The organism is Vibrio plantisponsor (assembly GCF_013041605.1).
GTDB classification, from domain to species: Bacteria; Pseudomonadota; Gammaproteobacteria; order Enterobacterales; family Vibrionaceae; genus Vibrio; species Vibrio plantisponsor.
Window position 1 is genome coordinate 23,035 of sequence record NZ_JABEQC010000006.1, and the last position, 23,874, is coordinate 46,908.

Here is a 23,874-nt window from a genome sequence, read left to right on the forward strand (position 1 = left end):
TTGGGGAAATAAAATTATGGCTAATAAAGTTTATATCGTTGCAGCGAAACGCACCGCAATCGGCACTTTTATGGGTAGTTTGTCGCCACTATCAGCGGTAGAACTCGGCAGTGCCACAATTAAAGCAGCATTGGAACAATCGGGTATACAACCTGAAATTGTGGATGAAGTAATTGCGGCAAATGTGCTTAGTGCTGGGCAAGGACAGGGGGTAGGGCGACAAGCAGCAATGCACGCAGGTATCCCTGCCGAAACACCTGCATACACACTCAACATGATTTGTGGCAGCGGTATGAAGTCCATTTTGAATGCGGTGAACGCTATTCGATCTGGCGACGCAGAGATTGTCGTCGCTACAGGAATGGAGAGCATGAGTAATGCGCCGTTTGTCATGAATGGCAACCTCCGTTCAGGTAATAAAATGGGCGACTTCTCTGTCACCGATACCATTTTAAAAGATGGATTAACGGATGCGTTCAGCGGCATTCATATGGGCATTACAGCCGAAAACATTGCTAAGCAGTTTTCTATTAGTCGCGAAGATCAGGATAAGTTTGCTTTAGCCAGCCAACATAAAGCGGAAGCTGCAATTAAAGCAGGGCGCTTTAACCAAGAGATAGTCCCGCTAGAAATCAATACTCGTAAAGGTTCTGTCATGGTAGAAACTGACGAACATCCTCGCTTTGGCGCGACGCTTGAAGCGCTTTCTCAGCTTCGTCCCGCATTTGAAAAAGAAGGAACAGTGACCGCAGGTAATGCTTCAGGTATCAATGACGGTGCGTTTGCACTTGTGATTGCTAGTGAGATCGCAGTCAAGCAGCATGGCTTGAAACCGTTAGTGGAAGTGGTATCGACAGGACAGGGTGGTGTCGCTCCAGAAGTCATGGGTTTAGGTCCAGTTCCAGCGATTAAACAGGCGTTAACTCGCGCCAAATTGAACCTTTCTGATATTGATAAGGTGGAACTCAACGAAGCTTTCGCAGCGCAAGCAATTGGTGTGATGAAGAGCCTTTCAGAGCAGCACCATCTGGACCAATCTTGGTTTGATGAACACGTAAATGTGAACGGCGGTGCTATTGCACTGGGTCACCCTATTGGCGCATCCGGTGGGCGTATCGTCACAAGCTTGATCTATGAAATGCTACGTTCCCAATCTCAGTTTGGGCTTGCATCCTTATGTATTGGTGGCGGTATGGGAACCGCGCTGGTGTTGTCTCGTTATCATTAAGCATTAGTTGCCTACACATAAAGCTCCGGTTAGGAGCTTTATGTGTTTATATGAATCAGTATTTTTCTTATCCAATCTACGTGCTCACTCAGGGCTTAAATTTTTGTACTTGGTTGTTCCGCTCTTGTTGTTCCGTTCAATGTACACACTGCTGAGATCGTTGAAATGATGAGTTTGGTATTAATCGCATGTAGCCCTAATGTCTTCGGAAATACGACGTAAGCAACGTTTGGCACTCTCACTTACGCCCGACAACTGATGAAAACCATGAATCACACCTAAGTATCTTTCACAATATGCCTCAACTCCGGAATCCAACAACTGCTTATACAGTTGTTCACCTTCATCCCGCAATGGATCGAATTCTGCGGTGATGATATACGTTGGCGGTAATCCATTTAACTCGGCGCACGCTAAAGGATTGAGATCTGGATTGGTGTAGATTGAACCTTCATCCATTTCACCCGTGTACATAGAGAAACCAGAAAGCAGCATATTTGCTGTGATGATGTAGTCAGTACCGTTTTGAATATAGCTCTGTGACTTGCCGAAGGGATCAAGCATCGGGTAAAGCAAAATTTGTTTCTTCGGTAGCCATTTTTGATTTTGCTTTAAGCGTAAAGTCGTGGTTAATGCTAATTGTCCTCCGGCACTATCACCAACAAAGACGATGTTACTGGTATTGCCACCGTACTGAGTTGCTAACTCTTTTATCGCCACTACTGCATTGTAAACATCATCGTGTGCAGCTGGATAAACGTTTTCAGGCGCTAAACGATATTGAATACAAATTACGATACTGTTTGACAACTTGGCTATCTGTCTGAGTTGTTGTTCGTGTGTTTTGAATCCTCCACTGATAAAACAACCTCCATGAAAATAGATGGTAATAGGCAATCCTTCATCGTTGCTCGGTTTGTAAACTTTCAAAGTGATACCATTGAGTTGATCGACGAACTCGTCAAACATCTCAGGGCTGCTACCCGATAGAATCGTACTGGAAAGGTAGCCAGCTCTGCGATTTTCAATGTCATATACAGAGGGGTAAGCTCTTCCGTCTGCTATAAACGTTTCAACAAGCTCTCTTATTCCTACTTCTAATTGATTTGTCATCTAAGCCACCAACTTTTTTCATATGTTAGGCTTCAATAGTGTACTGATACTGTGTTTTTGTACAGTCATAATATCGAAAGATAAAACTCACAAACTGAATCTTGCTGGAATCAACAAGTATCAATACAGGCAGACCTTTGCAGAGTGGCGGATTGAAGTGAGAACAAGCCTACCTGAACCTTCCTATAGTAAAAATTAATTTTAAATCAATTGCCTATAGTTAAACTTCTAACCTCGGCTATGTAGAAAAGTAGCTGTTCTTGTCGACGGCTACTTATATGTTATTCAGTTATTAGCAGTAACATACAGTGGCGATGAAAATGACAGAACTTTAAGAATGAATTTTGAATATAAATTACTTGTTGATTATTAAAGAATATTTATTTAATTCAGAAATGTAATAAATATTAATTTGATGATTTTATGCAACCATATAATAATAAAAGGAAATTTATTTATGGATGTATGTGTCTGTTTGTTATATGTTTCTCATCTTGTCTAATGGCGTGTTTATATATTTTTATATATAACTTCATGTTTATCAATTGTTTTATTTTTCATTATAATAATAGGTAATATGATATATGAATAAATCAATTATCAATTTACTTCGTTTTACGAAAAATTACATTTGTTAAACTTGATCTAAATCATTTTACTACTAAAGTATAGGTGTATGACCAACAATACCTTGGCTTACATTTGCCATAGGAATTTATTTATATAATCTGTAAGTTGCTAAATTTCTTGGTAATGGGAAGGTAAAGCAAGTACCAATACTACTTACGATACTTTCATTGGTTAGTTCATTGTAAGGAAATATTATGAAAGCGTTAATCACCTTAGCATGTTCTATGCTAGTTGCGTTTACCGCTACAGCAGGACCCCGTGAAACTATTCATAGAGATGCAACTCTGTATTCCGATGCGTTTGCTTCCAAACAAGAAGCAATTGATGCTGGCTTCAACATGTATGAGGCTCTAGAAACCGCCAGCGACAGCGATTTACGATGGAAACTAAACACAACTGGAGATACAGTAATTGGCGGCACTATGGTTGTTGAAAGTGCACAAGTCAAAATAGAGGAGTTCCCGGCAAGCAGAGATACTATGCAGTATCGTGCGATTGTAGAAGTCGATTACAACTACAAAGCAATTTCAGATAATTAATTAAACTTAAATCTCAGCTCTGTTTAATACAGTGAATATATAGTCATTATCTATATCGAGAAGTTCATTATAGTGAACGCATACTTAGTTGATTGCTATGCTGAAATAAAAGGTGATTATTAATAATCACCTTTTCAGTATTTGTTGTCTATATTTTTATTGGCTTATATTAACAGTAAACTCTTAACGGTAAACAAATTTGTCTTGCTTGCCATTTTTACTAGCAGATTTAAACTTATCAGAAATTCTGTCCAATTCTAATAACGCATAACTGTGTTCACTAAAGTTGAATACATTTAAGGATAAAGCAAGTTTATAAACGCATAGCGCTCTTTTAATATCACCATTAGCCATATAATTCTTACCTAAATAAAAGTAAGCTTCGGTGAATTTTTGTGCCATTACAGTATTGTTTGCTGTGCTGTTGACAATATAATTTGAGACATCTTCTTCACTTACCTCATTTAATATAATGCCTACTAACTTCCATTCCCATTGGTCTGTTTTGTTTTCATAAGTTGATTTTAGTCGGGTAAGAGCGGCATTTTTATCCAACTCAGATTCAATGATATAGAGCCACAATGCGCTGAAAGGGTCACTTGGATTACTTTCATAATAAGTTCTCATGTCTTCTAACGCGAGATCTGGTCTTTTACCATAGTACTGAGCAACAGCTCGGTTAAATACGGCGCTTAAATTTGAAGGGTCAAGTTCGATGGTTGAATCGAAAGCTTGATAGGCCGTATCAAACTTACCGATTTGCGTGTAGTACATACCAAGTAAGTTATATACATCGGCTTGTCTTGGATTAATTTCTAATGATTTAAAATAATCCATTCTGGCTAGGTCTCTTAGGCCCATACTGTCGTAAGAACGACCACGATCTAGGTATATCTGGGCTCTATCTGCAGCCTTAACTTTGTCTCCTGACAGGAGTTGGGTTAGCTCTGCGATATTGTTTTCTGCCAATGCATTCGGCTGTAAAGGGACTGCCATTGCAGGATAGCTCTCTTGCTGGGCAGTGCTTGCTGTATTAACAGGTGTATCGACTGAACTGACAGGATTACACCCAGCAATAGCTACAATACTTACACACAAAAAGCCGAACTGTTTAAACATAAATCTACTCCTTTTTACTTCCGCATACCCGATGGAAGTAACGTCGGCACCTTTATAGCACAAAAAGTGACCAATTAGTCAACTGTTGAGTGTTTAATCATTAGTGCAGTCACAGTTCCTGAGTTTCTGAACCTAAAATGGTATCTAACAATATGAAATCAAAGGAAATGTTTTAAATGTTTGATATGGCTTGATATTGTTCGGATTGCAAAAAGCGGAAAGGAAATTCATTGTCGTTAGAAGAATCGTTTAGGTGGTTTATTTTCCACCTAAACGTTCCTTGACGGTCACTTTTTGCTAAGCAGCGACAGAGACCAGTAATGAGACATTAAAAGACGTGTATATGTGCCGAGTAGTTAATCTGCCAAATTTCGATTGTTTTGCTTGATGGAACGTACTCAAACTCTAAACTTCGACACTTGGTTATTGAGTTCAATGTATACACTATTGAGATCGTTAAACTGTTGGCGAATCTCTTTAGAAGCTCGGTCAACTCCGTCAGTTTGGTCTTTCATTGAGATGAGATTTTGATTGATCTCATTTGAGACGCTGGATTGTTCCTGTGTAGCCAGTGCGGTCTGTTCGGACAAATCTCGTACTGAACCGAGAGAGTTGTTCAGTGCATCGAATACCTGAATAACGCTGTCAAAATTACTCACTGCGCTGTTGGCGTTGTCTTTACTGAGCTTAATTGCGGTAAACGCGTCAGAAACGCTGTCGGTCAATTGACTAATCATCTTCTCAATCTGGTTGGTACTTTCACCTGTCTGAGTTGCAAGTTTGCGAACTTCATCGGCAACAACTGCAAAGCCTCGTCCAAATTCACCTGCACGTGCAGCTTCAATTGCAGCATTCAAGGCGAGTAGGTTAGTCTGCTCTGCAATACCACGAATGACTTCGAGCACGGACGATATAGCCTCTGAGTTTTTCTCTAGCTCTTCGGCTTTGGTCATCGTCACATCAATATTGTCGACAAGTGAATCAATACTGGCGTGAGAAGACGTCACTACATCTCGGCCACGGTCAATGTGCTCGGCTGCGGATGTGGATTCATCAGACGTATTGGCTGCGACATCCGCCATCTGCGCATTCGCCATCGACATTTCGCTGGCAGCACTAACAATGGAATCGCTCGATTCCACTAATTTTTGCGTGATATTGCTGACTGAGTTAGCCACAGCCTCCAATCGATGAGTCGAGTCACCCAATGCTGAACTTTTTGATTGGATAGTCTTCATTATCGTTTGCAGATTTCCAACGAAGGTATCGAACTCTTGCGCCAAATCTCCCAACTCATCTTTTGCGCTAGAGTTGATTCGCGCTGTCAAATCACCATCACCTTCTGAGATTTCACGAATTCGCTGCGAGATATTGTTTACATTTTGCGTAATGTTTTTCGGTATGTAGTAGCTGATCAAGAACGCAATCAGAAAACCAATGACGACTATACCAATGGTGATTTGTTGATAACGTTGAATCTCCTGAGCCGTCTCCTGTTCTTTTATCCGCCCTTGATTCTTTACCGCTTCTCCGGCTTTATCGAGCACGTCTCTAATGCGCTCAAACTTCTCGTCGGTAGCGGATAAAATGTCTTTCTGACTGCCAGCGATTTTTATTTCATCAGAATCCATGAGATCGGAACTCTCTTTAAACCAGCCCGAGAAAAGGCCGTCAAATTGTTCATAGGGAGTAACAAACTCGGGTTCGGGAGACATCAAGGTTTTGTAAGATTGAAAACGGTTGTTTGCTTGGAGAGCGTTTTCCTGGAAATCGTTGAGGTTTTTCTCTGCATCACCAATACCAGTTACAAACTTTTGCTGAGCTAAACGTGCTTGATATAAATCGCGGTCAGCATTGAGCACTTCTGCCAGCGCATCGAGATAGCGTTTGAGTATTTGGCGGTCGGTATTATCTTTACTCCAGTCTGACGCATGGGTGCGAAGCTTCGCCTCAGCCTCATCGAGCATATTACGCATGGTAAAGAAGTCTTTATCGATATCAGCCAAACGATCATTCACGAACTGACTTGCAACATAGATAGAAGAAACACTCTTGCTGCTTTGGAGCCAGTCATTGTAGAGGGCGTCAAAGTTATTAAAAGGTTCTACTAGTTCTGGTTCATCGACCAGATACTTGCGGAAATTTTGAAAGCGATCATAGACTTGTTGCGCATTATCATCGAAGTCTTTTTGTTGCTGTTGTTTGTCTCCGTAGTCAGAGAGCATTTCTGCCTGAGCTAAACGCGCTTGATAGATATCCCGATCAGCATTGAGCACGACTGCTATGGCTTCGAAGTAGGACTTGGTTTGTTTCTCCATCGCCCGATCTTCTATCTTGATGATGACTTGCATAAAGACAAAAATTGAAATCACTAGCACAGTGAGCAAAATAATGGGCAACATCATTTTTAATCGAATCGAATGAAGTCTCATACTAACCTCTTAAAGAAATAAATGTTGACCACACTAAAGTGGCACTTTTCGTTAAGATTTAGTGTAGTTCACCGTTGCATATGCGCAAATTTGATCAGCTTTGTGAAAACGGGAATAGGTGTTGCGGTGATTTCTACATTTTCAGAAGTAATAAAAGACCACCAGCATTGTGCTGGTGGTCTTTCGGTTACTCGCTGGCGCTGAGTATTTTATTCAGCTCTTGGCGTTCAGCGTCGGTCATTTCAGTTTTATTGAGGAAGGGCATATCGCCACTGACGACAGCGCGGGCGATAATGCGGGATTTCCAACGTTCCACATCTTGCCATGTATCGAATACTGCGCCACTTGGTGCCACTTTAAACACATCATCTGTAGGTGTTGAACTGTGGCACTGGCCGCAGCGAGCTTCAATAATGCCTAACGCTGAGTGCTGCTGTTCTGTGAGTTGAGGCTCAGCTTCTACGGAAGCGGTTGCCACTGATTCTGTCAATGCAGACTCAGAACCTTGCGCCGCAACCACTTTTGGTGCGTGTAGCTGTGATGTTGCTTGCCAACTAATGGCAACTGCCAGAGCAAACATAGCGCCAGCACCAACATACATCACACTCGGTTTTGACTGACCAGAGTGCTTGAGGTTGAAGTAATGGCGAATGTAAGCACTGATAAGCATAATTAAAAGCCCAATTAGCCAGCTTTGAGCATGCTGGTAAATCATAGGATAGTGGTTACTGATCATCAAAAAGATGATAGGCAGCGTGAAGTAGTTGTTGTGGATAGAACGGCGTTTGCCTTCTAAGCCAGGAGCTGGATCTACAGGTTCACCGGCGGCCACTTGTTTTACCATCTTCCGTTGACCTGGGATGATCTTATGGAAAACGTTGTTCACCATTATCGAACCGATCAACGCTCCCATGTGAATGAAAGCTCCACGGCCACTGAACAGATGGGCGAAAGCATAGAAGAATAGCGCGCCGAATAGCACTAACACGGCAATAAACAGCGGTGTTGAACGGTTCAATGGAGAACGCATTAATCCTTCGTACACAACCACGCCAAGGAAGATAGTTCCTATTCCTAAACTCACAGCTTGAAGCGTGCTCAGTTCCATAACACGAGGGTCAATAAGGTAAGCTTGCGCGTTGAAGTAATACATCCAAATTAACAACGCAGTACCTGTCAGCCAAGTGGAGTAGGCTTCCCATTTAAACCAGTGCAGCTTTTCAGGCATTTGTTCTGGGCCAACTTGGTATTTGGCGACTTCATAGAAGCCACCACCGTGGATCGCCCAAAGATCGCCTTTGATTCCTTTGTCCTGCTTCCACTTTGGCGGCGTTTCTAAAGAGTTATCTAACCAAGTGAAATAGAAACTTGCGCCAATCCATGCAACACCGCAGATTACATGGAACCATTTGATAAATAACGCAATCCATTCGTAGAGTTGTGGCCACATAACATAACATCCTTTTGATAAACTAAATTTCCATGAACATAGGTTTTCTCGATCACTCGCTCGTCACCCAGTGTGACCAAAGCGAAAAGTTGCTCTGACAATTCCTGACAACGCAAAATGCGCTGTTTGAGCATCGGAAATGCTGTGAGATCGAGTTCTACGAAATCGGCTTCAGTGCCGATATTAAAATTGCCGATGAGGTGGTCGAGCCCCATGGCTGCCGCAGCTCCCTGAGTGCAGAGATAGAGAGATTCAAACGCATCTAAGCTCACTCCTTGTAACTGACATACTTTATAAGCATCACTTTGGTTACGCAGCAGACTCAAACTGGTGCCAGCACCGACATCACTGGCGATAGCGATTGGAATTCCTGCCTCTTTTGCTTTTTGATAGTCAAACAGACCACTACCTAAAAACAGATTCGATGAAGGGCAGAACGCAATAGAAGCGCCGTTTGCAGCTAAAGACTTGAACTCACGGTCATTGAGATGCAGAGCATGTCCAAACAGGGCGCGGTCGCGCACAAGGTTGTAGCGCTCATACACAGCTAGGTAATCGTCGTCTTCAGGGAAAAGATCTTTTACCCACGCTATTTCACCGTGGTTTTCACTCAAATGGGTCTGAATGAAAGTGTCCGGATGTTCTTTGGCAAGTTGTCCGGTTTTAGCTAGTTGCTCTGGTGTGCTGGTTGGCGCAAAGCGAGGGGTAATCGCGTACAGTGCACGCCCATGTTTGTGCCAGCGTTCAATCAGCTCTTTGCTGTCTCGATAGCCGGATTCCGGCGTATCTTGCAGCTCGTCAGGACAGAAACGATCCATCATGATTTTGCCGCAAATCATCCGCGCATCATGTCGTTGCGCTGCGGTAAAAAACGCGTTAACCGACTGCGGATGCACGGTGGCAAACACGCTGGCTGTGGTTGTGCCATGAGCAAAAAGTTGCTTAATGAAGAACTCTGCCTGAGCATTGCAGTAGTCTTGATTAGCGAACATTAGCTCTGTCGGAAAAGTATATGTGTTTAACCAATCCAACAGTTGCTTACCATAGCTGGCAATCATCTCTATTTGAGGGAAATGCACATGGGCATCAATCATACCCGGAATAAGCAGCCCGTGATGCTGAGTTACATGTCCTTGAATCAACAACGCTTTATTCGCTGAGATTGAAAAGAACTCTTTGGCATCTCCTACATGGGTAATACGCCCTTTTTCCACCACGAGCACGCCGTCATTCCAATACTGATAGTTCTCAGACGGTGACGATGTCACTTTTGGGAAGTGGAGCAAGCTTCCTCTATGTACCTTTAACGTCATACTAACTACCTCGATAGCTGGAATATGAGTAAGGCGAAAGAAGTAGCGGTATGTGGTAATTTCTGTCGTCGCTCACGGTGAAATGCACATCGATCATTGGGAAGAAAGACGCTCCGAATTGTTCTTCACAGTAAGGCTGAACGAGAAAGCGCAAAGTAAAGTTATGTTTATCAAGCGTAATGCCTTCAAAAACGGCACGACCATCTTCGTTTGTGGTTTCCTCAGCAAGGCAATCGAAACTGCCCAAGCGATAAAGTTTTACAACGATATTTGCAGCGGGATGACCGTTGGCGGTGTCCAGTACATGGCAACTGAGTTTGTTCATAAATAAGCTTCCATTCTTATCTGACTGATTTTTTGTTGTTCTATTGCGGCTTGTTGCAACTCTTGTTCTCGAGTGCGGTTAATGCGTGCTTTTAACATGCTGAGCATTTCATCTGCGCTTTTGTTGGTAGCGCATACGATGAAGATAAAACCGAATTTCTCTGCGTATTCTTTGTTGAGTGAAAGCAGTTGCTGCAAGGTTTCATCGGAGGCGCCTTTTACGCCACCTTGCTCTTTTTCACTTAACGATTTTCCCTGCGCGTATTTCTTTTGCAGTGTAGAGATATCACCAATCATCGGGTGACCAGCGAACGCCTCCAGCCAATCTTGTTCTTCAAGTTCTGCAAACGCTTCCTCTGCCGCGTTTTTGAGCTCTGAAGGACTACCAAAAGGCATTTGTGCTTTCACCAACGATACCCATTTCTGACTGGTGCAGATTTTGTTCAGTGCTTGATCGTCGAGTTCCAAGCTCGTTCGTACTGCTGTCATTGCTTTTCTTCCTTTAAAACCTTACGAGCTTCATTTGCGTGCTTCCATTGCACTTCTTCGCTGTTGGTATCACGGTTAATGGTGTTTGCTTCTTGTTCACTGAACAAGCCAATCAATTGAGCCGCTACTGAAATAGCAACCTGCATTGGCAATTTGCCTTTCACATCCGGATGGCCAATAGGACAGGTGAGGTTATGAATGAGATCAGCGTCAGTGAGCTGTTCTTTCAAACGGAATTCAAAGCGCTGCTTTTTACCTTGTGAGCCGATAAGACCGACAAACGCGAAGCGGTTTTCTTCCAGTGCCAAACGCGTAATTTCAAAGTCGAGCCCATGATCTTGAGTCATCACAATGACATACGCGTTGTTAGGTAGTTGGCCCAACGCTTCAATTGGATTTTCCAGCAGTTCAACCTTGATACCTTTGTCCTGTAGAGGCGCAAGCCATTCGTGGCGGCTATCAACCACTGTCAATTGACAAGGCAACTCATTTAACACTGTGGTTAATGCTTGGCATACGTGCCCAGCGCCAAAGATAACCACCTGAGGTGTTTGAGTATGGAAATACTCAAACATCACTTGTACTGCGCCGCCGCAACATTGACCGAGATCCGCTGAAAGGGAGAAACGTTCAATGGAAACTTGGCTTTGATGAGAAGCTAATCCTTCACGAGCCTGAGCAATAACTTGAAACTCAAGGTTGCCACCACCCAGCGTGTCGAACTGGCACGCTGGTGTAATCACCATTTTTGCGCCGCTTGATCTCGGTACCGAGCCAACGTAAGCAACCACAGTTGCGATGCAATAAGCTTCGCCTTGTTGTTCAAGCATCTGGCACGCTTTCAGCCAGTGCATACCTGGGTTGTTGAGTAGTCCATTCTTATTGAACTGATCAACATTGAACTGCTCAAAACCTTGAGGATTATGGTGTGACGGCATCTTCAGTATCCTCCACAACATTGTGTTCAAGCCATTGAAGCTGCTCTTCACACGCTCTCAAAATGGTTTCGCCGGTAGCAGGGGCATGCAACTGCGGCGCATGTCTGTGACCACTGATAGAAGCCACTGCATCATAGGTTGCACACCAAACGCTGATTGCATGCATAAAAGGTGGTTCGCCCACCGCTTTCGAGCGATAAATGCTGTGCTCTGGGTTGGCTTTCTCATACAAATCGATGTGCATCTGTTTTGGATAATCACCAATCGTCGGGATCTTGTAGTTCATTGGACTGTTGCTTAGTAGGCGACCGTCTTCATGCCATACAAGCTCTTCGGTTGTCAGCCATCCCAAACCTTGTACAAACGCGCCTTCAATCTGACCTCGGTCGATGGCTGGGTTTAAGCTGTTGCCCACATCGTGCAGAATATCTACGCGATCAACGCGCATCTCGCCGGTTAATGTGTCGATAGTAACTTCTGAGCACGAAGCGCCCAAAGAGAAGTAGAAGAATGGATGACCTGTCGCTGTCTTTCTGTCGTAGCCAATCTTCGGTGTTTGGTAAAAACCGGTAGCTGAGAGAGAGACTCGACCCATATAAGCTTTTTGTACCAACTGAGCCCAAGTGACGGTTTCATTCACACCTACAAGCTCGCCGTTAACGATATCGACGTCTTCAACCTTGTAGTGGTTACGTGCAAATTCTAGCAGCCGTTGTTTAATTTCTAACGCTGCTTTGTGCGCTGCCATACCATTCAAATCAGCGCCGGAAGAGGCGGCTGTAGGAGAGGTGTTTGGCACTTTGTCGGTACGGGTAGAGGTGACGAGCACTTTGTCTAAGCTCACGCCAAAAGTTTGTGCCACGATTTGTGCAATCTTGGTATGCAGACCTTGACCCATTTCGGTACCACCATGAGAAACCTGCATAGTGCCGTCGGTGTAGACGTGGATAAGCGCACCCGCTTGGTTAAGGTGTGTTGCGGTAAATGAAATGCCGAATTTAATCGGTGTCAGAGACAAGCCTTTCTTCAATACAGAATGGGTTTTGTTCCATTGATTTATATGTCCACGACGAGCACGATAATCACTGCTTTGTTCAAGCTGCTTCATGATTTCAAGCATGGCGTCGTATTGGTCCACCTGCATGCCATAAGGAGTTACATTTTTACCAGCACGGTAGAGATTTTTGAGGCGAATATCGAGTGGGTCTTGTCTGACGGTTAGCGCCAGCTCTTCCATCGCTTTTTCGATCACGATCATCCCTTGAGGACCACCGAAACCGCGATAAGCAGTATGAGAAACCATGTCTGTTTTTAAGCGGTTGCCTTCAATACAGGCATTTCCCAGAAAATAAGCGTTATCGGCATGGAACATCGCGCGATCGACAATCGCATCAGACAAGTCAGGGGAGTGACCACAAATACCGTTTACTTGGATATCCGCTGCGATGATTTCACCTTGTTTGTTCGCCGCGATTTGGTAGCGGTTGTAGAACGGGTGACGTTTACCTGTCGCCGTCATATCAATACCGCGAGGCAGACGCATTTTAACGGCTCGTTTTGTGTGATAAGCCCCTAATGAGGCTAAACATGCCCATTGCGCCGCTTGGCTTTCTTTACCACCAAAGCCACCACCCATGCGTCGCATATCAACGGTGACTCGGTTGAAATCTACATGCAGAACTTCAGCAATCAGTTTTTGAATTTCAGAAGGGTTTTGAGTTGATGAACGTACAAAAATTCCGCCATCTTCGGTGATTTCTGCAAGGCTCACTTGTCCTTCCAGATAGAAATGCTCCTGACCGCCGACGTGCATATCGCTGTCAATCGCGATATCAGCGCCAGCAAACACAGCTTGTTCGATATGTTTGCCCATCTGGTGAGAAGGAAGTAAATCACTGGCGTTTTCGTGGCTAAGTACAACCGCATCTTGTTGGTATTCAATATTCGCTAAACGAGCAGCTTTCCATGCCTGATCATGTGTAGTTGCCAATACTAAAGCGATAGGCTGACCGTAATAGCGGATTTCATTATCTAGAGCCAGAAGCGGGTCGCCTTTGAAAATGGTGCCAATGTCTTTCTCGCCGGGAATGGCGTCCGCTGTAAAGACTTTCACCACACCGTCAGCACTTTCAACAGAAGAAAGATCCAAGTTAGTAATTTTACCTTTGGCTATGGATGAAATGACAACCGCAGCATGAAGGCAGTTTCTTGGAGTTACATAATCATCAACAAACAGGGCTTCGCCACTGACTTGTTTATCCGCACTTTCATGTTTGTGCGGTTTGCCGACAACCTCAGTGACAGGTTGTTGAGCAGGTGTTTGTGTATCAACAGCAGTTTGTTTATCAACAGAAGTTAATTTACGCATGTTGCACCAACCTTGTTTCAACTTGCTGTGATTCTAGGTAAAAGCGTTGCAGCAGGTTTTGTACCAGCTTTACCCGATACTCCGCAGAGCCGCGAACGTCACTTAACGGATGAATCACCTGAGTAACCTTTTGACGTGCTTTGTTGACGATAGGTTGGGTGAGTGAATGACCGACAAAGACTTTTTCCAGTTCAAATAAACGTACAGATTTAGCGGCCACACCGCCTGCTGAAATAATGCAGCTCTTAACGCGTTTGTCTGAACCGATTGTCATGTTGATAGCCAGAGTTACGGTAGCAATGTCGTCCTCGTAACGCTTACTGACTTTGTAGATGGCATGAAGCTGGTTTGGTGCTAAACGCGGTAGGTGAATTGCACTGATCCACTGGTTCGGTTTAATTAAGGTTTCGCGATAGCCAGTAATGTAATCTTCTGGTGCATAAAGGGTTTTGTTTACGCCATCATCCAGTTCAATTTTGCCCTGAAGGCTCATCAGCAGTGGTGCAATATCACCAATAGGCGAGGCGTGACCAAGGCTTCCGCCAAGTGTTGCTCGGTGGCGAATGGTCAAACTGCCCAAACGTTCAATCACTTCATCCGTGGTTGGGAAGTGTTTCTTCATAAATTCATGAACAATGTTCATTGGCACTGCTGCGCCAACACGCCAACCTGATGTGGTTTCCGTGATACCAAGCAGGTCATCCACGCTAGAAATATCAATCAGTTCTGGAATGGATTTCAGTTGTTGCGTGACTTCCAGCGATAAATCGGTACCGCCAGCAATCAGTTTTGCATTCGGATGTTCAGCACGTGCTTTTGCCAGAGCTTGACGAGTGGTTGGCTTGATATATTGAGCACTTTCGAGAGGCTGAACAGATTTCATCCATGCTTTTACGCTTTCGATTTCAGCGCTAAGTGGATCTTCAATTTCAGTGGTTGCAATGGTGTTGGCTGCTTCAATCAGCGGACCATAACCGGTACAACGGCATAAGTTACCCGCTAAGAAATCCGCTGGGTGTTGTGGTTTTTCGGTCTGTTTGGATAAAGCATAAAGAGACATGACAAAACCCGGTGTGCAGAAGCCACATTGAGTGCCGTGTTTATCTACCACTATTTGTTGAACAGGGTGGAGTTGGTTGCCCTGTTTCAGGTGTTCTACCGTAACGACCTGCTTGCCATGCAGTGAGTGGATTGGCGTGATACAGGCGTTTATTTGGCGATAATTGACGTTATCACCATCTAAGCTGACTAAAACGACAGTACAAGCTCCGCAGTCTCCGCTTGCGCATCCCTCTTTAGAGCCTGTCATTTGTTTCTGTTCGCGTAGGTAGTTCAATAGCATGGTATCGGCTTTGGCAGACTCCACTTTGACCACTTCGCTATTAATCATTAGCTCTAACATAACTTCCTCTCTCCCTTTCTAATTGTAGCTGCAGCCTTGTCTATCTGCGCTTCCTTGCTTCAATGAGTACGGGTTTTTGTTATTAAACTTGTCCAACTGGTCAACTATTTGGGTAAAAAAAGACTCGCGTATCTTGAGCGGATACGCGAGTCGGGCTTTATTAGTTAGGAATTTTTGCGTCGATACCTTCAACGTACCACATTACTGATGCCAACTCTTGGTCAGTTAGAGAGTGGCCTGCTGGTATAACTTCCTTGCCTTGGTTGTCTTTCATAGGCCCAGTAAATGGAACGATTTCGCCTGAAATGATCTTCGCTTCTGTGTCAGAAATCGCAGTCTTAATCTCTTCAGGAAGGCTAGGGTTGATAGCAACAATTTGTAGCAACTCATCCTTTAGACCACCCCAGTAATCTTCAGATTTCCAAGTGCCATCCATAACTGCTTGCACGCTCTTGATGTAGTGTGGTGCCCAGTGGTCACGTACAGAGAACATGTGTGCTTTAGGAGCAAAGTGGCTCATATCAGATGCTTGACCGATACCCATCATGCCGCGTTTTTCTGCTGCGATAAGTGGAGCTGGGCTGTCAGTGTGTTGAAGAATAATGTCTGCGCCTTGATCCATAAGCGCGTTTGCAGCATCCGATTCTTTACCTGGATCGTACCAAGTGTTCACCCAAACGATTTTTAGTTTGATATCTGGGTTTACGCTTTTCGCGCCAAGATAAACCGCGTTGATATCACGAATAACTTCAGGGATTGGGAAAGTTGCAATGTAGCCAAGCGTGTTTGATTTTGTAGCCATACCCGCTGCAACGCCAGATACATAACGACCTTCGTAAGTACGAAGTACGTAAGTACCTAGGTTTTTATCCATTTTGTAACCCGTCGCGTGTTCAAACGTTACTTTAGGGAAGCGTTTAGCTGCTTTCGCTGTTGGGTTCATAAAGCCGAATGACGTTGTGAAGATAACTTCATTGCCTGACTTAGCGAGCTGAGTGATAACGCGCTCTGCATCCGCACCTTCCGGTACGTTTTCCACGAATGTAGTTTGCACTTTGCCGTTGAAGTGTTTTTCCATTTCCAGACGGCCTTGGTCGTGCTCATAGCTCCAACCGTGATCGCCCACAGGACCCACGTATACAAAACCGACTTTCATCGGATCTTCCGCAAGGGTAGAAGTTGAAAACACTGCAGACACTGAAAGTGCTGCAACCGTCATCCACTGATTTATTTTCATGAAATTCTCCATTTCAAAGATATCGCTATTTTAAGATAGCTATTTGGTTGTCCATTTTTGCTCGCAAAAGTGTGTTGATAGGGAGTTGCTTGCAAAAAAATCGTGATACGAGATTGTTAGCAAAAAGTTGACCAACTGGTCGTGTTTTGAATAATTATTTTCGAATGGGCTTGTAAGCATTGTGCACAAAGGGGTTAGATATATTGTATACAGTCAGTATAGACACTGATGGGAAATTAACTTTAAGTGGATGTTTTACAATGGTGCTTACATGTATACAAAATGCACCATTTTGATGCGCAAGCGTGGACTGAAAAGCTTGGGGAAATACAGCTAAATAGAGAAGCCTTTTCTGACAAATGCAGAGATATAGCAAACAAAAAGCCCGCAAAAGCGGGCTTAATTGTATCTGTTGTTATTGACGTTTAGGGTCGAACGGTTTGCCTAAACTCATTGGTGTTGCCAGTTTCTGGCGCAACTCATTCGAGCTCAGTAAAACCATGACAACGACCGTTGCTACATATGGGGTCATCGCGAGCAGGTTAGGAGAGATGTCGATTCCTGCTCCCTGCATCATCAAATGCATGATGGAAGTAAAACCGAATAAGTATGCACCCAACACCAGATAACCAATGCGCCAGGAAGCAAACACAACCAGTGCTAACGCGATCCATCCGCGCCCCGCGGTCATGTTTTCCATCCACATCGGTGTATACGATAACGACATGTAAGCTCCTGCAAGACCTGCTAAGGCTCCGCCAAGCAATGTGACCATGTAACGAACTTTAATCACTTTAATACCTAATGCGTTCGCTGAGTGCGGGTTTTCACCTACGGCGCGAATAACAAGACCAATACGTGTTTTGTGCAGTGTCCACCAAGCTGTGCCGACAAGAATAAAACTCGCGTACACCAAGATGTCATGGTTAAACAGCAACGGACCAAAGAATGGAATATCACTGAGTAAGGGAATCGCGATAGGCTTAAACCCTTGAATGGTGCTGCCGACTAAGCTTCCGCCTAAGAACGCACTAAGCCCTGTGCCAAAGATGGTCAGTGCTAAACCTGTAGCCACCTGATTTGAGCTAAGTGTGAGCGTTAATACACCAAATAACCAAGCCATCATCATGCCTGCGAACATGGCAACCAAGACGCCAACCAGCAAGCTGCCCGAAACCATAGCGCCAGCAAAACCGGCCATTGCGCCCATCAGCATCATGCCTTCCTGACCAAGGTTAAGTACCCCAGTCTTCTCACAAATTAACTCGCCCAAAGCGATGATAAGCAAAGGGGTACCTGTTTTTAGTGCCGCGATAAACAGCGACTGAATTAGCATTGCATCCATTATGCGGCTCCTTTCTCATTAACCAGTGAACTAGCGGTTTTCTTGCTTAAAGCACGATTCGGCACGAATCGGTAGTAGATTAAAAAATCACACGCTAATAAGAAGAAGAGCAAAGTGCCTTGGAACAAACCAGTGACGGCAGTAGGCAAATTCAGTTCAATCTGTGCTAGGTCGCTTCCCATGTAAAGGGCACCCATAAACAGGGCAGCGATAATTACGCCTATTGGATTCAAGCGACCAAGATAAGCAACAATAATCGCAGCATAGCCATAACCGGGTGACACCGAAGGAACAAGCTGACCAATTGGTCCCATCACTTCAGCAGCGCCAGCAAATCCTGCCATTGCACCCGCGAACAACATTACGCCCCAGACCAATTTGTTTTCGGAAAAGCCCGCGTATTTTGCAGCGGCACGCTCTGAACCCATTACGCGAAGTTTAAAACCTGGCAGTGTTTTGAACAGCATCCAGCCTGAAGCTATTGCCACAATGACAGCAATCACAATCGACATTGTTGCGCGCCCAGATTCCATCAATGGTGACATGATTACCGCATCAACAAAAACGACTGATTCTGGGAAACCAAAGCCAGAAGGATCACGCAGAGGGCCATGTACCGCCCAAAGAAGGATATACAAGCCAATGTAGTTAAGCATGATGGTGGTAAGAATGATATTGGTATGAAAACGGCGGTTTAGCCAAGTGGGAATACCTGCCCATAATGCACCTGCGATAACACCCGCACCAACGGTCAGCAGGAAAGTACCAAAGCCGGAATCGTCAGTAGCAGTTACCGCTACGGCACTACTGGCTACTGCACCGATTAAGAGTTGGCCTTCAGCACCAATGTTCCACATGTTCGCTCTGTAACATAGTGCCAAACCGATCGCACACAACATCAGTGGTGCGGACTTCACCAGTAGTTCGCCTAAGTTGTAGCTGTCTGAAAATGGCATCAGAACAAATACTTGGAAGGCTTTGATTGGATCAACATCCAACCAGACAAACATCAGGCTGGATACCGCCATAGTCAGTGCTACAGCGATGAATGGAGAAAGCCAAGACATCATCTTAGAGCTTTCTAAACGAGGTTGGACCTTAAGCATTTGCGACCTCCACATGAGAAACGAAACCACCGGCTATCCATTCCCCAATTTGATCGATAGAGGTATTGCTGGTTTTGACTGCGTCTGAGACTTGGCCTTCATAAATCGCGGCTAGGCGGTCACACAAAATAAACAGTTCGTCGATATCTTCAGAGACAACCAGAACCGCTGTGCCAGCATCGCGCAATGCGATAAGCTGACGGTGAATGGCACTCGCAGCACCGATGTCCACGCCCCATGTTGGATGTGCACAAATAATAACTTTGGGTTGCTGAGCGACTTCACGTCCCATAATAAACTTCTGTAAATTACCGCCTGAAAGGCTTTTCGCTTGAGAGTTTTCATTGCGGCATTTCACTTGGTTGTTGCTGATAAGCTGCTTGGAAAGTTGTTTGAGCTTAGGAAAGTTAATGACACCGCGAGAGCTTAGAGCACGAGAGTGAGTGAGTAGGGTGTTTTCTTCCAAACTCATTTCGGGAACGGCTCCCTGACCAAGTCGGTTTGCTGGCACGTAGGCAAGGCCAAGCTCGCGTCGTTTACCTGCGTCCCAATCACCAATGTTGATCTCCCGCCACTGAATGCTGTCTGCGTTGCTACGCGTGTCTTCACCACTGAGTACCGCAAGCAAATCTTCCTGACCGTTACCAGCAACACCTGCGAGACCGAAGATTTCGCCAGCGCGAAGTTGCAGATTTACTTTCTCTAGACCACAACCGAAAGGGTGAGAAGGAGAGAGTGTCAGATTGTTTGTTTGCAAAATGACATCGCTGGTTTCGGTTTTTGGGTAGATTTCCGATAATTGGGTTTCATCACCCACCATCATTCGTGCAATTGAGTTTGGCGTCTCTTGGCTCGGGTCGCATTCACCCGTAACTTTTCCGCCACGCAAAATCACAGCACGATGGCATAAAGAGGTGACTTCTTTCAGCTTGTGGCTGATGAATAAAATGGCGCAACCTTCGCTAGAAAGTTGGTTCAGCACTTCAAATAAGCCTTCGATTTCTTGAGGAGCAAGCACTGAAGTAGGCTCATCGAGGATCAGTAGTTTGACGTCCTGAATTAAACAACGAAGTATTTCAACACGCTGCCGCTCTCCGATACTCAGACTGTGCACATATCTGTCTGGGTCTACATGCAGTTTGTATTGTTCACTTTTGACGATGATAAGTTTGCGTAAATCCGAAACTGAGTCGAGAAATTCCTTGTCCAAACCCAGTTGAATGTTTTCCAGTACGGTGAGTGTTTCGAAAACGGAAAAGTGTTGAAACACCATGCCGATACCCATTGCTCTTGCTTGGTTTGGCGAGCCGATAGTGACTTCGTGGTTATTCCACAAAATCGCCCCTTCACTTGGGCTATTAACGCCATAGATCATTTTTACCAGCGTTGATTTTCCTGCGCCGTTTTCCCCTAACAGAGCAAGGATCTCTCCTTGATGGAGTTTCAAATTCACTTTGTCATTCGCCACGACGCCGGGGAAGAACTTACTGATGTTCCACAGCTCGAGTAGTGGTGTGTCCATGTTGAGCAGATTCCTTTCCAATTATTTTTACGGCTATTTTTGTTTAATTATTTGTTCTTCTATTGAATTTATAAAAGCCAAATGCAAAAACCTGACCAAGTGTTCAACATCAACAAGCGTAAGGCTTAGCATTGAGAGCTCACCTTTGTGTCGCTTTATATTGGTGCAGAGTGTTGAAAATGGTGCAAAAAATAGACACTTGACAACAACGGGCTATCCATTGATTACTTTAAATATAAGCCTAAATCGAAAGGAGTTCTTTTGGATACTGAACTTGCGCATCACAAGCGTTCTATTTCTGGGGAAATACGCAGGCGTAACGAAACGCTAATCCTGCAAGCGGCAGCAGATGAATTTGTAAAACACGGATATAAAGGAACGTCGGTTCAGGCAATAGCGGACAGAGTCAACTTACCCAAAGCGAACATTCTGTATTACTTTAAGTCGAAAACAGGACTGTATAAGGCGTTGCTGCGAGACATTTTGAATTTATGGAATGAGGGGTTTTCAGAAGACGCTGCCAATATGCCGCCAGAGGTGGTTTTGCGCAATTATATTGTTGGCAAGATGCGTTACAGCCGCACACATCCGCAGGAGTCGAAGATCTTTGCACAGGAGATCATTCAAGGAGCGCCGAATATTCGGGACGAAATCCAGTTCCCTGTCGTGGAGTGGGCCGCAGGTAAAGCATCAGTAATTCAGACATGGGTATACAAAGGATTGATTCGACCAGTCGAGCCATTGTATCTGCTGTTTATGATTTGGAGTTCAACCCAATTCTATGCAGATTTTGATACTGAGATTCAGTTGATCAAAGGTTCATCTATGTCAGAAAGCGAATTTGAAGATGCAGAGAATTTTTTGGTCAACATCATTATCCGCGGTTTAGCGGTAACAACGTCATAAGGAAGTGAGGGAAACTTGAGTCAGCCAATGTTTGAAATACCTATCTTTGGTATTGGAATAGCAGGAAATTTTGCAGGACATCTGCAACAAACAGGTGAAGAAAAGGGCTTACAGGGAAGCGTTGATACACAAAGCCCGCAGGCGCTATTTCCGTTTTATGTTGCTGGTGCTAGTGATGCGTATCTGAACGTGAATCCGTATTCATTTGACGTTCTGATGTTACCTAGCGATCCCTCAGCGAAAGTACAAATGGAACCTGAAATTGCGCTTATTGCCAAGGTACAATATTTGGGCACCTCAGTTCTTGGCTTTGAAGCGGAAGGGATGACTTTGTTTAATGATGCAACTCACCGCAATGCTGTGGTAGATAAGTTGGCTCAGAAGAAGAACTGGGGCGCCGCGTCTAAAGGTATTGCAAGTAAAGTTATTCCACTTGCAGACTTCAGTAAAAATGCTGACTTGGATAAGTATCGCTTTTGCAGCTTTCTTGGCAGAAATGAACAGTGGAACCTGTGCTGTAATGATGTTTCATTGGGTGATTACAGCTACAGTTATGAGCAGTTGATCGCGTGGCTAGTCAGTCAGAGCAATGCACAGAAAAACGAAGGTGCTTTGCATTCTATTCAAGAGTTATTAGATCAGGCGGGTTATCCCGAACGTATTTTGGTATCACTTGGCTCTTCTCGCTACACACCATTCGGTGAAAGCCATCAACTTGGTGCAAAAGACAAAGTTTGCGCGGTGTTATATGACTCGACACGAATTGATCTTGAAGAGATCCAGTCGTTTGTTGAGCGTGGAGAAGTGCTGCAGTTGAAACGTAATCACGTGGTGCTGTGGCAAGAGTGCCAATAAAAACGTCTTCGTGGAAGTAGACTGGTGTAACGGCTTATCTGAAAAGATAAGCCGGTTTTATATGTGTGTTAAAGGCTTGTTTTAGTAAACGCATTGGCGTTTTTGTTGAGATACATAGCGTGGTCAGCTTTGGTTATTAGCGTATCAATATCGATGTTTTTATCGTTATAGATCGCGTAACCAATACTCAAACTTGGGTTAATTTGCTTGTTGTTGTGGATGAAAGGTTCATTTTCGATTTTGTCTTTAATCGATTGAGTGACCTTGTGCACTTTTTCAGGCAGGTAGATGTTGTCCAAAATGATAAGGAACTCATCACCGCCGATTCTAGCTACAGTGTCTGTAGTGCGAACATTTTCCTTCAACTGCATGCTGATGAACTGCAAAAACCTGTCCCCAACGTCATGTCCAAAATTGTCGTTCACTAATTTAAAGTCATTAACATCGACGCTTAACAGGGTAAAAAAGTGGTTGCTCTCCCTTCGAACAGACATTTTTTTTAGTAACTTATTCACGTAACGTCGGTTTGGAAGATGAGTTAACTCATCCTGCATAGCGGCCTTTTGAATGGTTTTATAGTTTCTATATATTAAGAAAAACAGTGCGTAAATAAGCATTACAGCGAAAATCTCAATTGAGATGATCGCACGTTCGATGAATGTAAGATGAGCACTGTCACTCAGCTTATATTTGGCTACTAGCTGCCAGCGCCCGTAGGGTAAGTTGATGAAGTGTTGAATGTCTGGCTTATCAAAGGTTTCTATCTTGCCATATAACAACTTTGGGGTATTGGTAACGTTTCTAATTGCAACTTCAGCGTTGTCAAGGTCGTATAAGCCGCTAAATGTCATCAACTTATCGTAATCAATCACCACACTTACTGTGCCCCAGTAGGCTTTGTTGTATGGGAAATCCGAATAAATGGGATAGCGGGCTATCAGCCCTTGACCACCTTGGACAAGATTGACTGGGCCATCGATATAAACGTGTTGATTTTGCTTTGCTATTTGTATGGCTTTGTATTGTTCCGGAATGCGTGACAAATCAACCCCTAATGCAGACTCGTTCCCTTCCAGCGGATAGATATAGGTAATAATGTTGTTTGGTGACGCTGTTACATTTCGCACGTACTGAGATTTACTCAAAAGCTGGTTGGCGACAATGTGCCACTTCTTAAACGCAGTTTCCGGATCCATGGTGACTAAGGTTGCCAAACTGTCTGCGAGAAAAGTATCCATAAAAATGGATGCTTCAAAGTTGGAGCGCACCAGAGATATGTTGCTAGCAACAACCATTTCCACTTTTTTTGATTCTAAACCGACATAATGGTTTTTTATCGCTATTGAAATTGGCGTGGCAATTGCAAAAAAAGCAATGGAAATTAAGGCAAAAATGAAATCTGTTTTCTTGTTATATGACACGTAGTTATGTATCCAGAGTATTGAACAGCTGAGTAACTTATCTTTTATGCATACGTCGTCGAACGAAAACGACCAAGTAGCAAAAATAACTTTTAGGCTACAAATATATTTATAGTTCTATTTATATAAATGCATCA

The 23,874-nt window shown here is 44.1% G+C and carries 19 protein-coding genes; 4 read left to right on the forward strand and 15 right to left on the reverse strand.

Features of this window, described 5'->3' with window-relative positions:
- The first annotated feature begins 16 nt into the window (after positions 1-16).
- Complete coding sequence (locus tag HKI82_RS09810; RefSeq protein ID WP_171137879.1) at positions 17-1,228, forward strand: acetyl-CoA C-acetyltransferase; 1,212 nt, start codon at positions 17-19, stop codon at positions 1,226-1,228.
- A 180-nt stretch (positions 1,229-1,408) separates the two neighbouring features.
- Here HKI82_RS09810 and HKI82_RS09815 read toward each other — a convergent pair whose 3' ends face one another.
- Positions 1,409-2,341: an alpha/beta hydrolase gene (locus tag HKI82_RS09815; RefSeq protein WP_171137880.1), complete on the reverse strand. Its 933-nt coding sequence runs from the start codon at positions 2,339-2,341 to the stop codon at positions 1,409-1,411.
- A gap of 824 nt (positions 2,342-3,165) precedes the next feature.
- Here HKI82_RS09815 and HKI82_RS09820 point away from each other — a divergent pair.
- Positions 3,166-3,510 carry a DUF3316 domain-containing protein gene (locus HKI82_RS09820; protein ID WP_102942088.1) on the forward strand — a complete coding sequence of 115 codons (345 nt, stop codon included), beginning with the start codon at positions 3,166-3,168 and terminating at the stop codon, positions 3,508-3,510.
- A 183-nt stretch (positions 3,511-3,693) separates the two neighbouring features.
- On the opposite strand, the gene nlpI is transcribed toward HKI82_RS09820, so the two are convergent.
- The 13 genes from nlpI to HKI82_RS09885 form a co-directional block, all read right to left on the reverse strand.
- A complete protein-coding gene (gene nlpI, locus HKI82_RS09825; protein WP_171137881.1) occupies positions 3,694-4,629 on the reverse strand; it encodes a lipoprotein NlpI in 936 nt (311 codons plus the stop codon).
- A gap of 398 nt (positions 4,630-5,027) precedes the next feature.
- Positions 5,028-7,061: a methyl-accepting chemotaxis protein gene (locus HKI82_RS09830; protein WP_240956690.1), complete on the reverse strand. Its 2,034-nt coding sequence runs from the start codon at positions 7,059-7,061 to the stop codon at positions 5,028-5,030.
- 187 nt (positions 7,062-7,248) lie between these two features.
- A complete protein-coding gene (locus HKI82_RS09835; RefSeq protein ID WP_171137882.1) occupies positions 7,249-8,511 on the reverse strand; it encodes a urate hydroxylase PuuD in 1,263 nt (420 codons plus the stop codon).
- The gene (guaD, locus tag HKI82_RS09840; protein ID WP_171137883.1) at positions 8,457-9,824 is read right to left on the reverse strand and encodes a guanine deaminase; all 1,368 of its coding nucleotides are present in this window, start codon (positions 9,822-9,824) and stop codon (positions 8,457-8,459) included. The genes HKI82_RS09835 and guaD overlap by 55 nt, the downstream gene beginning before the upstream one ends.
- Position 9,825: 1 nt before the next feature.
- Positions 9,826-10,149 carry a hydroxyisourate hydrolase gene (uraH, locus tag HKI82_RS09845; protein ID WP_042482607.1) on the reverse strand — a complete coding sequence of 108 codons (324 nt, stop codon included), beginning with the start codon at positions 10,147-10,149 and terminating at the stop codon, positions 9,826-9,828.
- Complete coding sequence (uraD, locus tag HKI82_RS09850) at positions 10,146-10,637, reverse strand: 2-oxo-4-hydroxy-4-carboxy-5-ureidoimidazoline decarboxylase (RefSeq protein WP_171137884.1); 492 nt, start codon at positions 10,635-10,637, stop codon at positions 10,146-10,148. The genes uraH and uraD overlap by 4 nt, the downstream gene beginning before the upstream one ends.
- Positions 10,634-11,575, reverse strand: coding sequence for a xanthine dehydrogenase accessory protein XdhC (xdhC, locus tag HKI82_RS09855; RefSeq protein ID WP_171137885.1), 942 nt, complete (start codon positions 11,573-11,575; stop codon positions 10,634-10,636). Before xdhC ends, uraD begins: the two co-directional genes overlap by 4 nt.
- The gene (gene xdhB, locus HKI82_RS09860; protein WP_171137886.1) at positions 11,559-13,943 is read right to left on the reverse strand and encodes a xanthine dehydrogenase molybdopterin binding subunit; all 2,385 of its coding nucleotides are present in this window, start codon (positions 13,941-13,943) and stop codon (positions 11,559-11,561) included. The genes xdhC and xdhB overlap by 17 nt, the downstream gene beginning before the upstream one ends.
- Positions 13,936-15,345 carry a xanthine dehydrogenase small subunit gene (gene xdhA, locus HKI82_RS09865; RefSeq protein WP_171137887.1) on the reverse strand — a complete coding sequence of 470 codons (1,410 nt, stop codon included), beginning with the start codon at positions 15,343-15,345 and terminating at the stop codon, positions 13,936-13,938. The genes xdhB and xdhA overlap by 8 nt, the downstream gene beginning before the upstream one ends.
- Positions 15,346-15,505: 160 nt before the next feature.
- On the reverse strand, positions 15,506-16,582 hold the full coding sequence (locus HKI82_RS09870) for a BMP family ABC transporter substrate-binding protein (protein WP_171137888.1): 1,077 nt from the start codon (positions 16,580-16,582) through the stop codon (positions 15,506-15,508).
- Positions 16,583-16,997: 415 nt separating this feature from the next.
- Positions 16,998-17,927 (reverse strand): ABC transporter permease, encoded by a 930-nt coding sequence (locus HKI82_RS09875; RefSeq protein ID WP_102942098.1) that lies wholly within the window; start codon positions 17,925-17,927, stop codon positions 16,998-17,000.
- The gene (locus tag HKI82_RS09880; RefSeq protein ID WP_171137889.1) at positions 17,927-19,033 is read right to left on the reverse strand and encodes an ABC transporter permease; all 1,107 of its coding nucleotides are present in this window, start codon (positions 19,031-19,033) and stop codon (positions 17,927-17,929) included. The genes HKI82_RS09875 and HKI82_RS09880 overlap by 1 nt, the downstream gene beginning before the upstream one ends.
- On the reverse strand, positions 19,026-20,555 hold the full coding sequence (locus tag HKI82_RS09885; protein ID WP_171137890.1) for an ABC transporter ATP-binding protein: 1,530 nt from the start codon (positions 20,553-20,555) through the stop codon (positions 19,026-19,028). Before HKI82_RS09885 ends, HKI82_RS09880 begins: the two co-directional genes overlap by 8 nt.
- Positions 20,556-20,816: 261 nt before the next feature.
- Here HKI82_RS09885 and HKI82_RS09890 point away from each other — a divergent pair, with 261 nt between their 5' ends.
- The gene (locus tag HKI82_RS09890; RefSeq protein ID WP_171137891.1) at positions 20,817-21,461 is read left to right on the forward strand and encodes a TetR/AcrR family transcriptional regulator; all 645 of its coding nucleotides are present in this window, start codon (positions 20,817-20,819) and stop codon (positions 21,459-21,461) included.
- Positions 21,462-21,476: 15 nt separating this feature from the next.
- Positions 21,477-22,316, forward strand: a complete 840-nt coding sequence (locus HKI82_RS09895) for a DUF5718 family protein (RefSeq protein WP_240956691.1) — start codon at positions 21,477-21,479, stop codon at positions 22,314-22,316.
- A 68-nt stretch (positions 22,317-22,384) separates the two neighbouring features.
- On the opposite strand, the gene HKI82_RS09900 is transcribed toward HKI82_RS09895, so the two are convergent.
- Positions 22,385-23,554, reverse strand: a complete 1,170-nt coding sequence (locus HKI82_RS09900) for a diguanylate cyclase (protein ID WP_171137892.1) — start codon at positions 23,552-23,554, stop codon at positions 22,385-22,387.
- Positions 23,555-23,874: the final 320 nt, after the last annotated feature.

What these genes read in the sequence shown, in the direction of transcription:
- HKI82_RS09815 (WP_171137880.1), bottom strand. Translation starts at nt 2,341, where the DNA reads ATGACAAATCAATTAGAAGTAGGAATAAGAGAGCTTGTTGAAACGTTT.
- HKI82_RS09870 (WP_171137888.1), bottom strand. Translation starts at nt 16,582, where the DNA reads ATGAAAATAAATCAGTGGATGACGGTTGCAGCACTTTCAGTGTCTGCA.
- nlpI (WP_171137881.1), bottom strand. Translation starts at nt 4,629, where the DNA reads ATGTTTAAACAGTTCGGCTTTTTGTGTGTAAGTATTGTAGCTATTGCT.
- HKI82_RS09810 (WP_171137879.1), top strand. Translation starts at nt 17, where the DNA reads ATGGCTAATAAAGTTTATATCGTTGCAGCGAAACGCACCGCAATCGGC.
- xdhB (WP_171137886.1), bottom strand. Translation starts at nt 13,943, where the DNA reads ATGCGTAAATTAACTTCTGTTGATAAACAAACTGCTGTTGATACACAA.
- HKI82_RS09880 (WP_171137889.1), bottom strand. Translation starts at nt 19,033, where the DNA reads ATGCTTAAGGTCCAACCTCGTTTAGAAAGCTCTAAGATGATGTCTTGG.
- HKI82_RS09900 (WP_171137892.1), bottom strand. Translation starts at nt 23,554, where the DNA reads ATGGATACTTTTCTCGCAGACAGTTTGGCAACCTTAGTCACCATGGAT.
- uraH (WP_042482607.1), bottom strand. Translation starts at nt 10,149, where the DNA reads ATGAACAAACTCAGTTGCCATGTACTGGACACCGCCAACGGTCATCCC.
- HKI82_RS09835 (WP_171137882.1), bottom strand. Translation starts at nt 8,511, where the DNA reads ATGTGGCCACAACTCTACGAATGGATTGCGTTATTTATCAAATGGTTC.
- uraD (WP_171137884.1), bottom strand. Translation starts at nt 10,637, where the DNA reads ATGACAGCAGTACGAACGAGCTTGGAACTCGACGATCAAGCACTGAAC.
- HKI82_RS09830 (WP_240956690.1), bottom strand. Translation starts at nt 7,061, where the DNA reads ATGAGACTTCATTCGATTCGATTAAAAATGATGTTGCCCATTATTTTG.
- HKI82_RS09875 (WP_102942098.1), bottom strand. Translation starts at nt 17,927, where the DNA reads ATGGATGCAATGCTAATTCAGTCGCTGTTTATCGCGGCACTAAAAACA.
- xdhC (WP_171137885.1), bottom strand. Translation starts at nt 11,575, where the DNA reads ATGCCGTCACACCATAATCCTCAAGGTTTTGAGCAGTTCAATGTTGAT.
- HKI82_RS09885 (WP_171137890.1), bottom strand. Translation starts at nt 20,555, where the DNA reads ATGGACACACCACTACTCGAGCTGTGGAACATCAGTAAGTTCTTCCCC.
- xdhA (WP_171137887.1), bottom strand. Translation starts at nt 15,345, where the DNA reads ATGTTAGAGCTAATGATTAATAGCGAAGTGGTCAAAGTGGAGTCTGCC.
- HKI82_RS09820 (WP_102942088.1), top strand. Translation starts at nt 3,166, where the DNA reads ATGAAAGCGTTAATCACCTTAGCATGTTCTATGCTAGTTGCGTTTACC.
- guaD (WP_171137883.1), bottom strand. Translation starts at nt 9,824, where the DNA reads ATGACGTTAAAGGTACATAGAGGAAGCTTGCTCCACTTCCCAAAAGTG.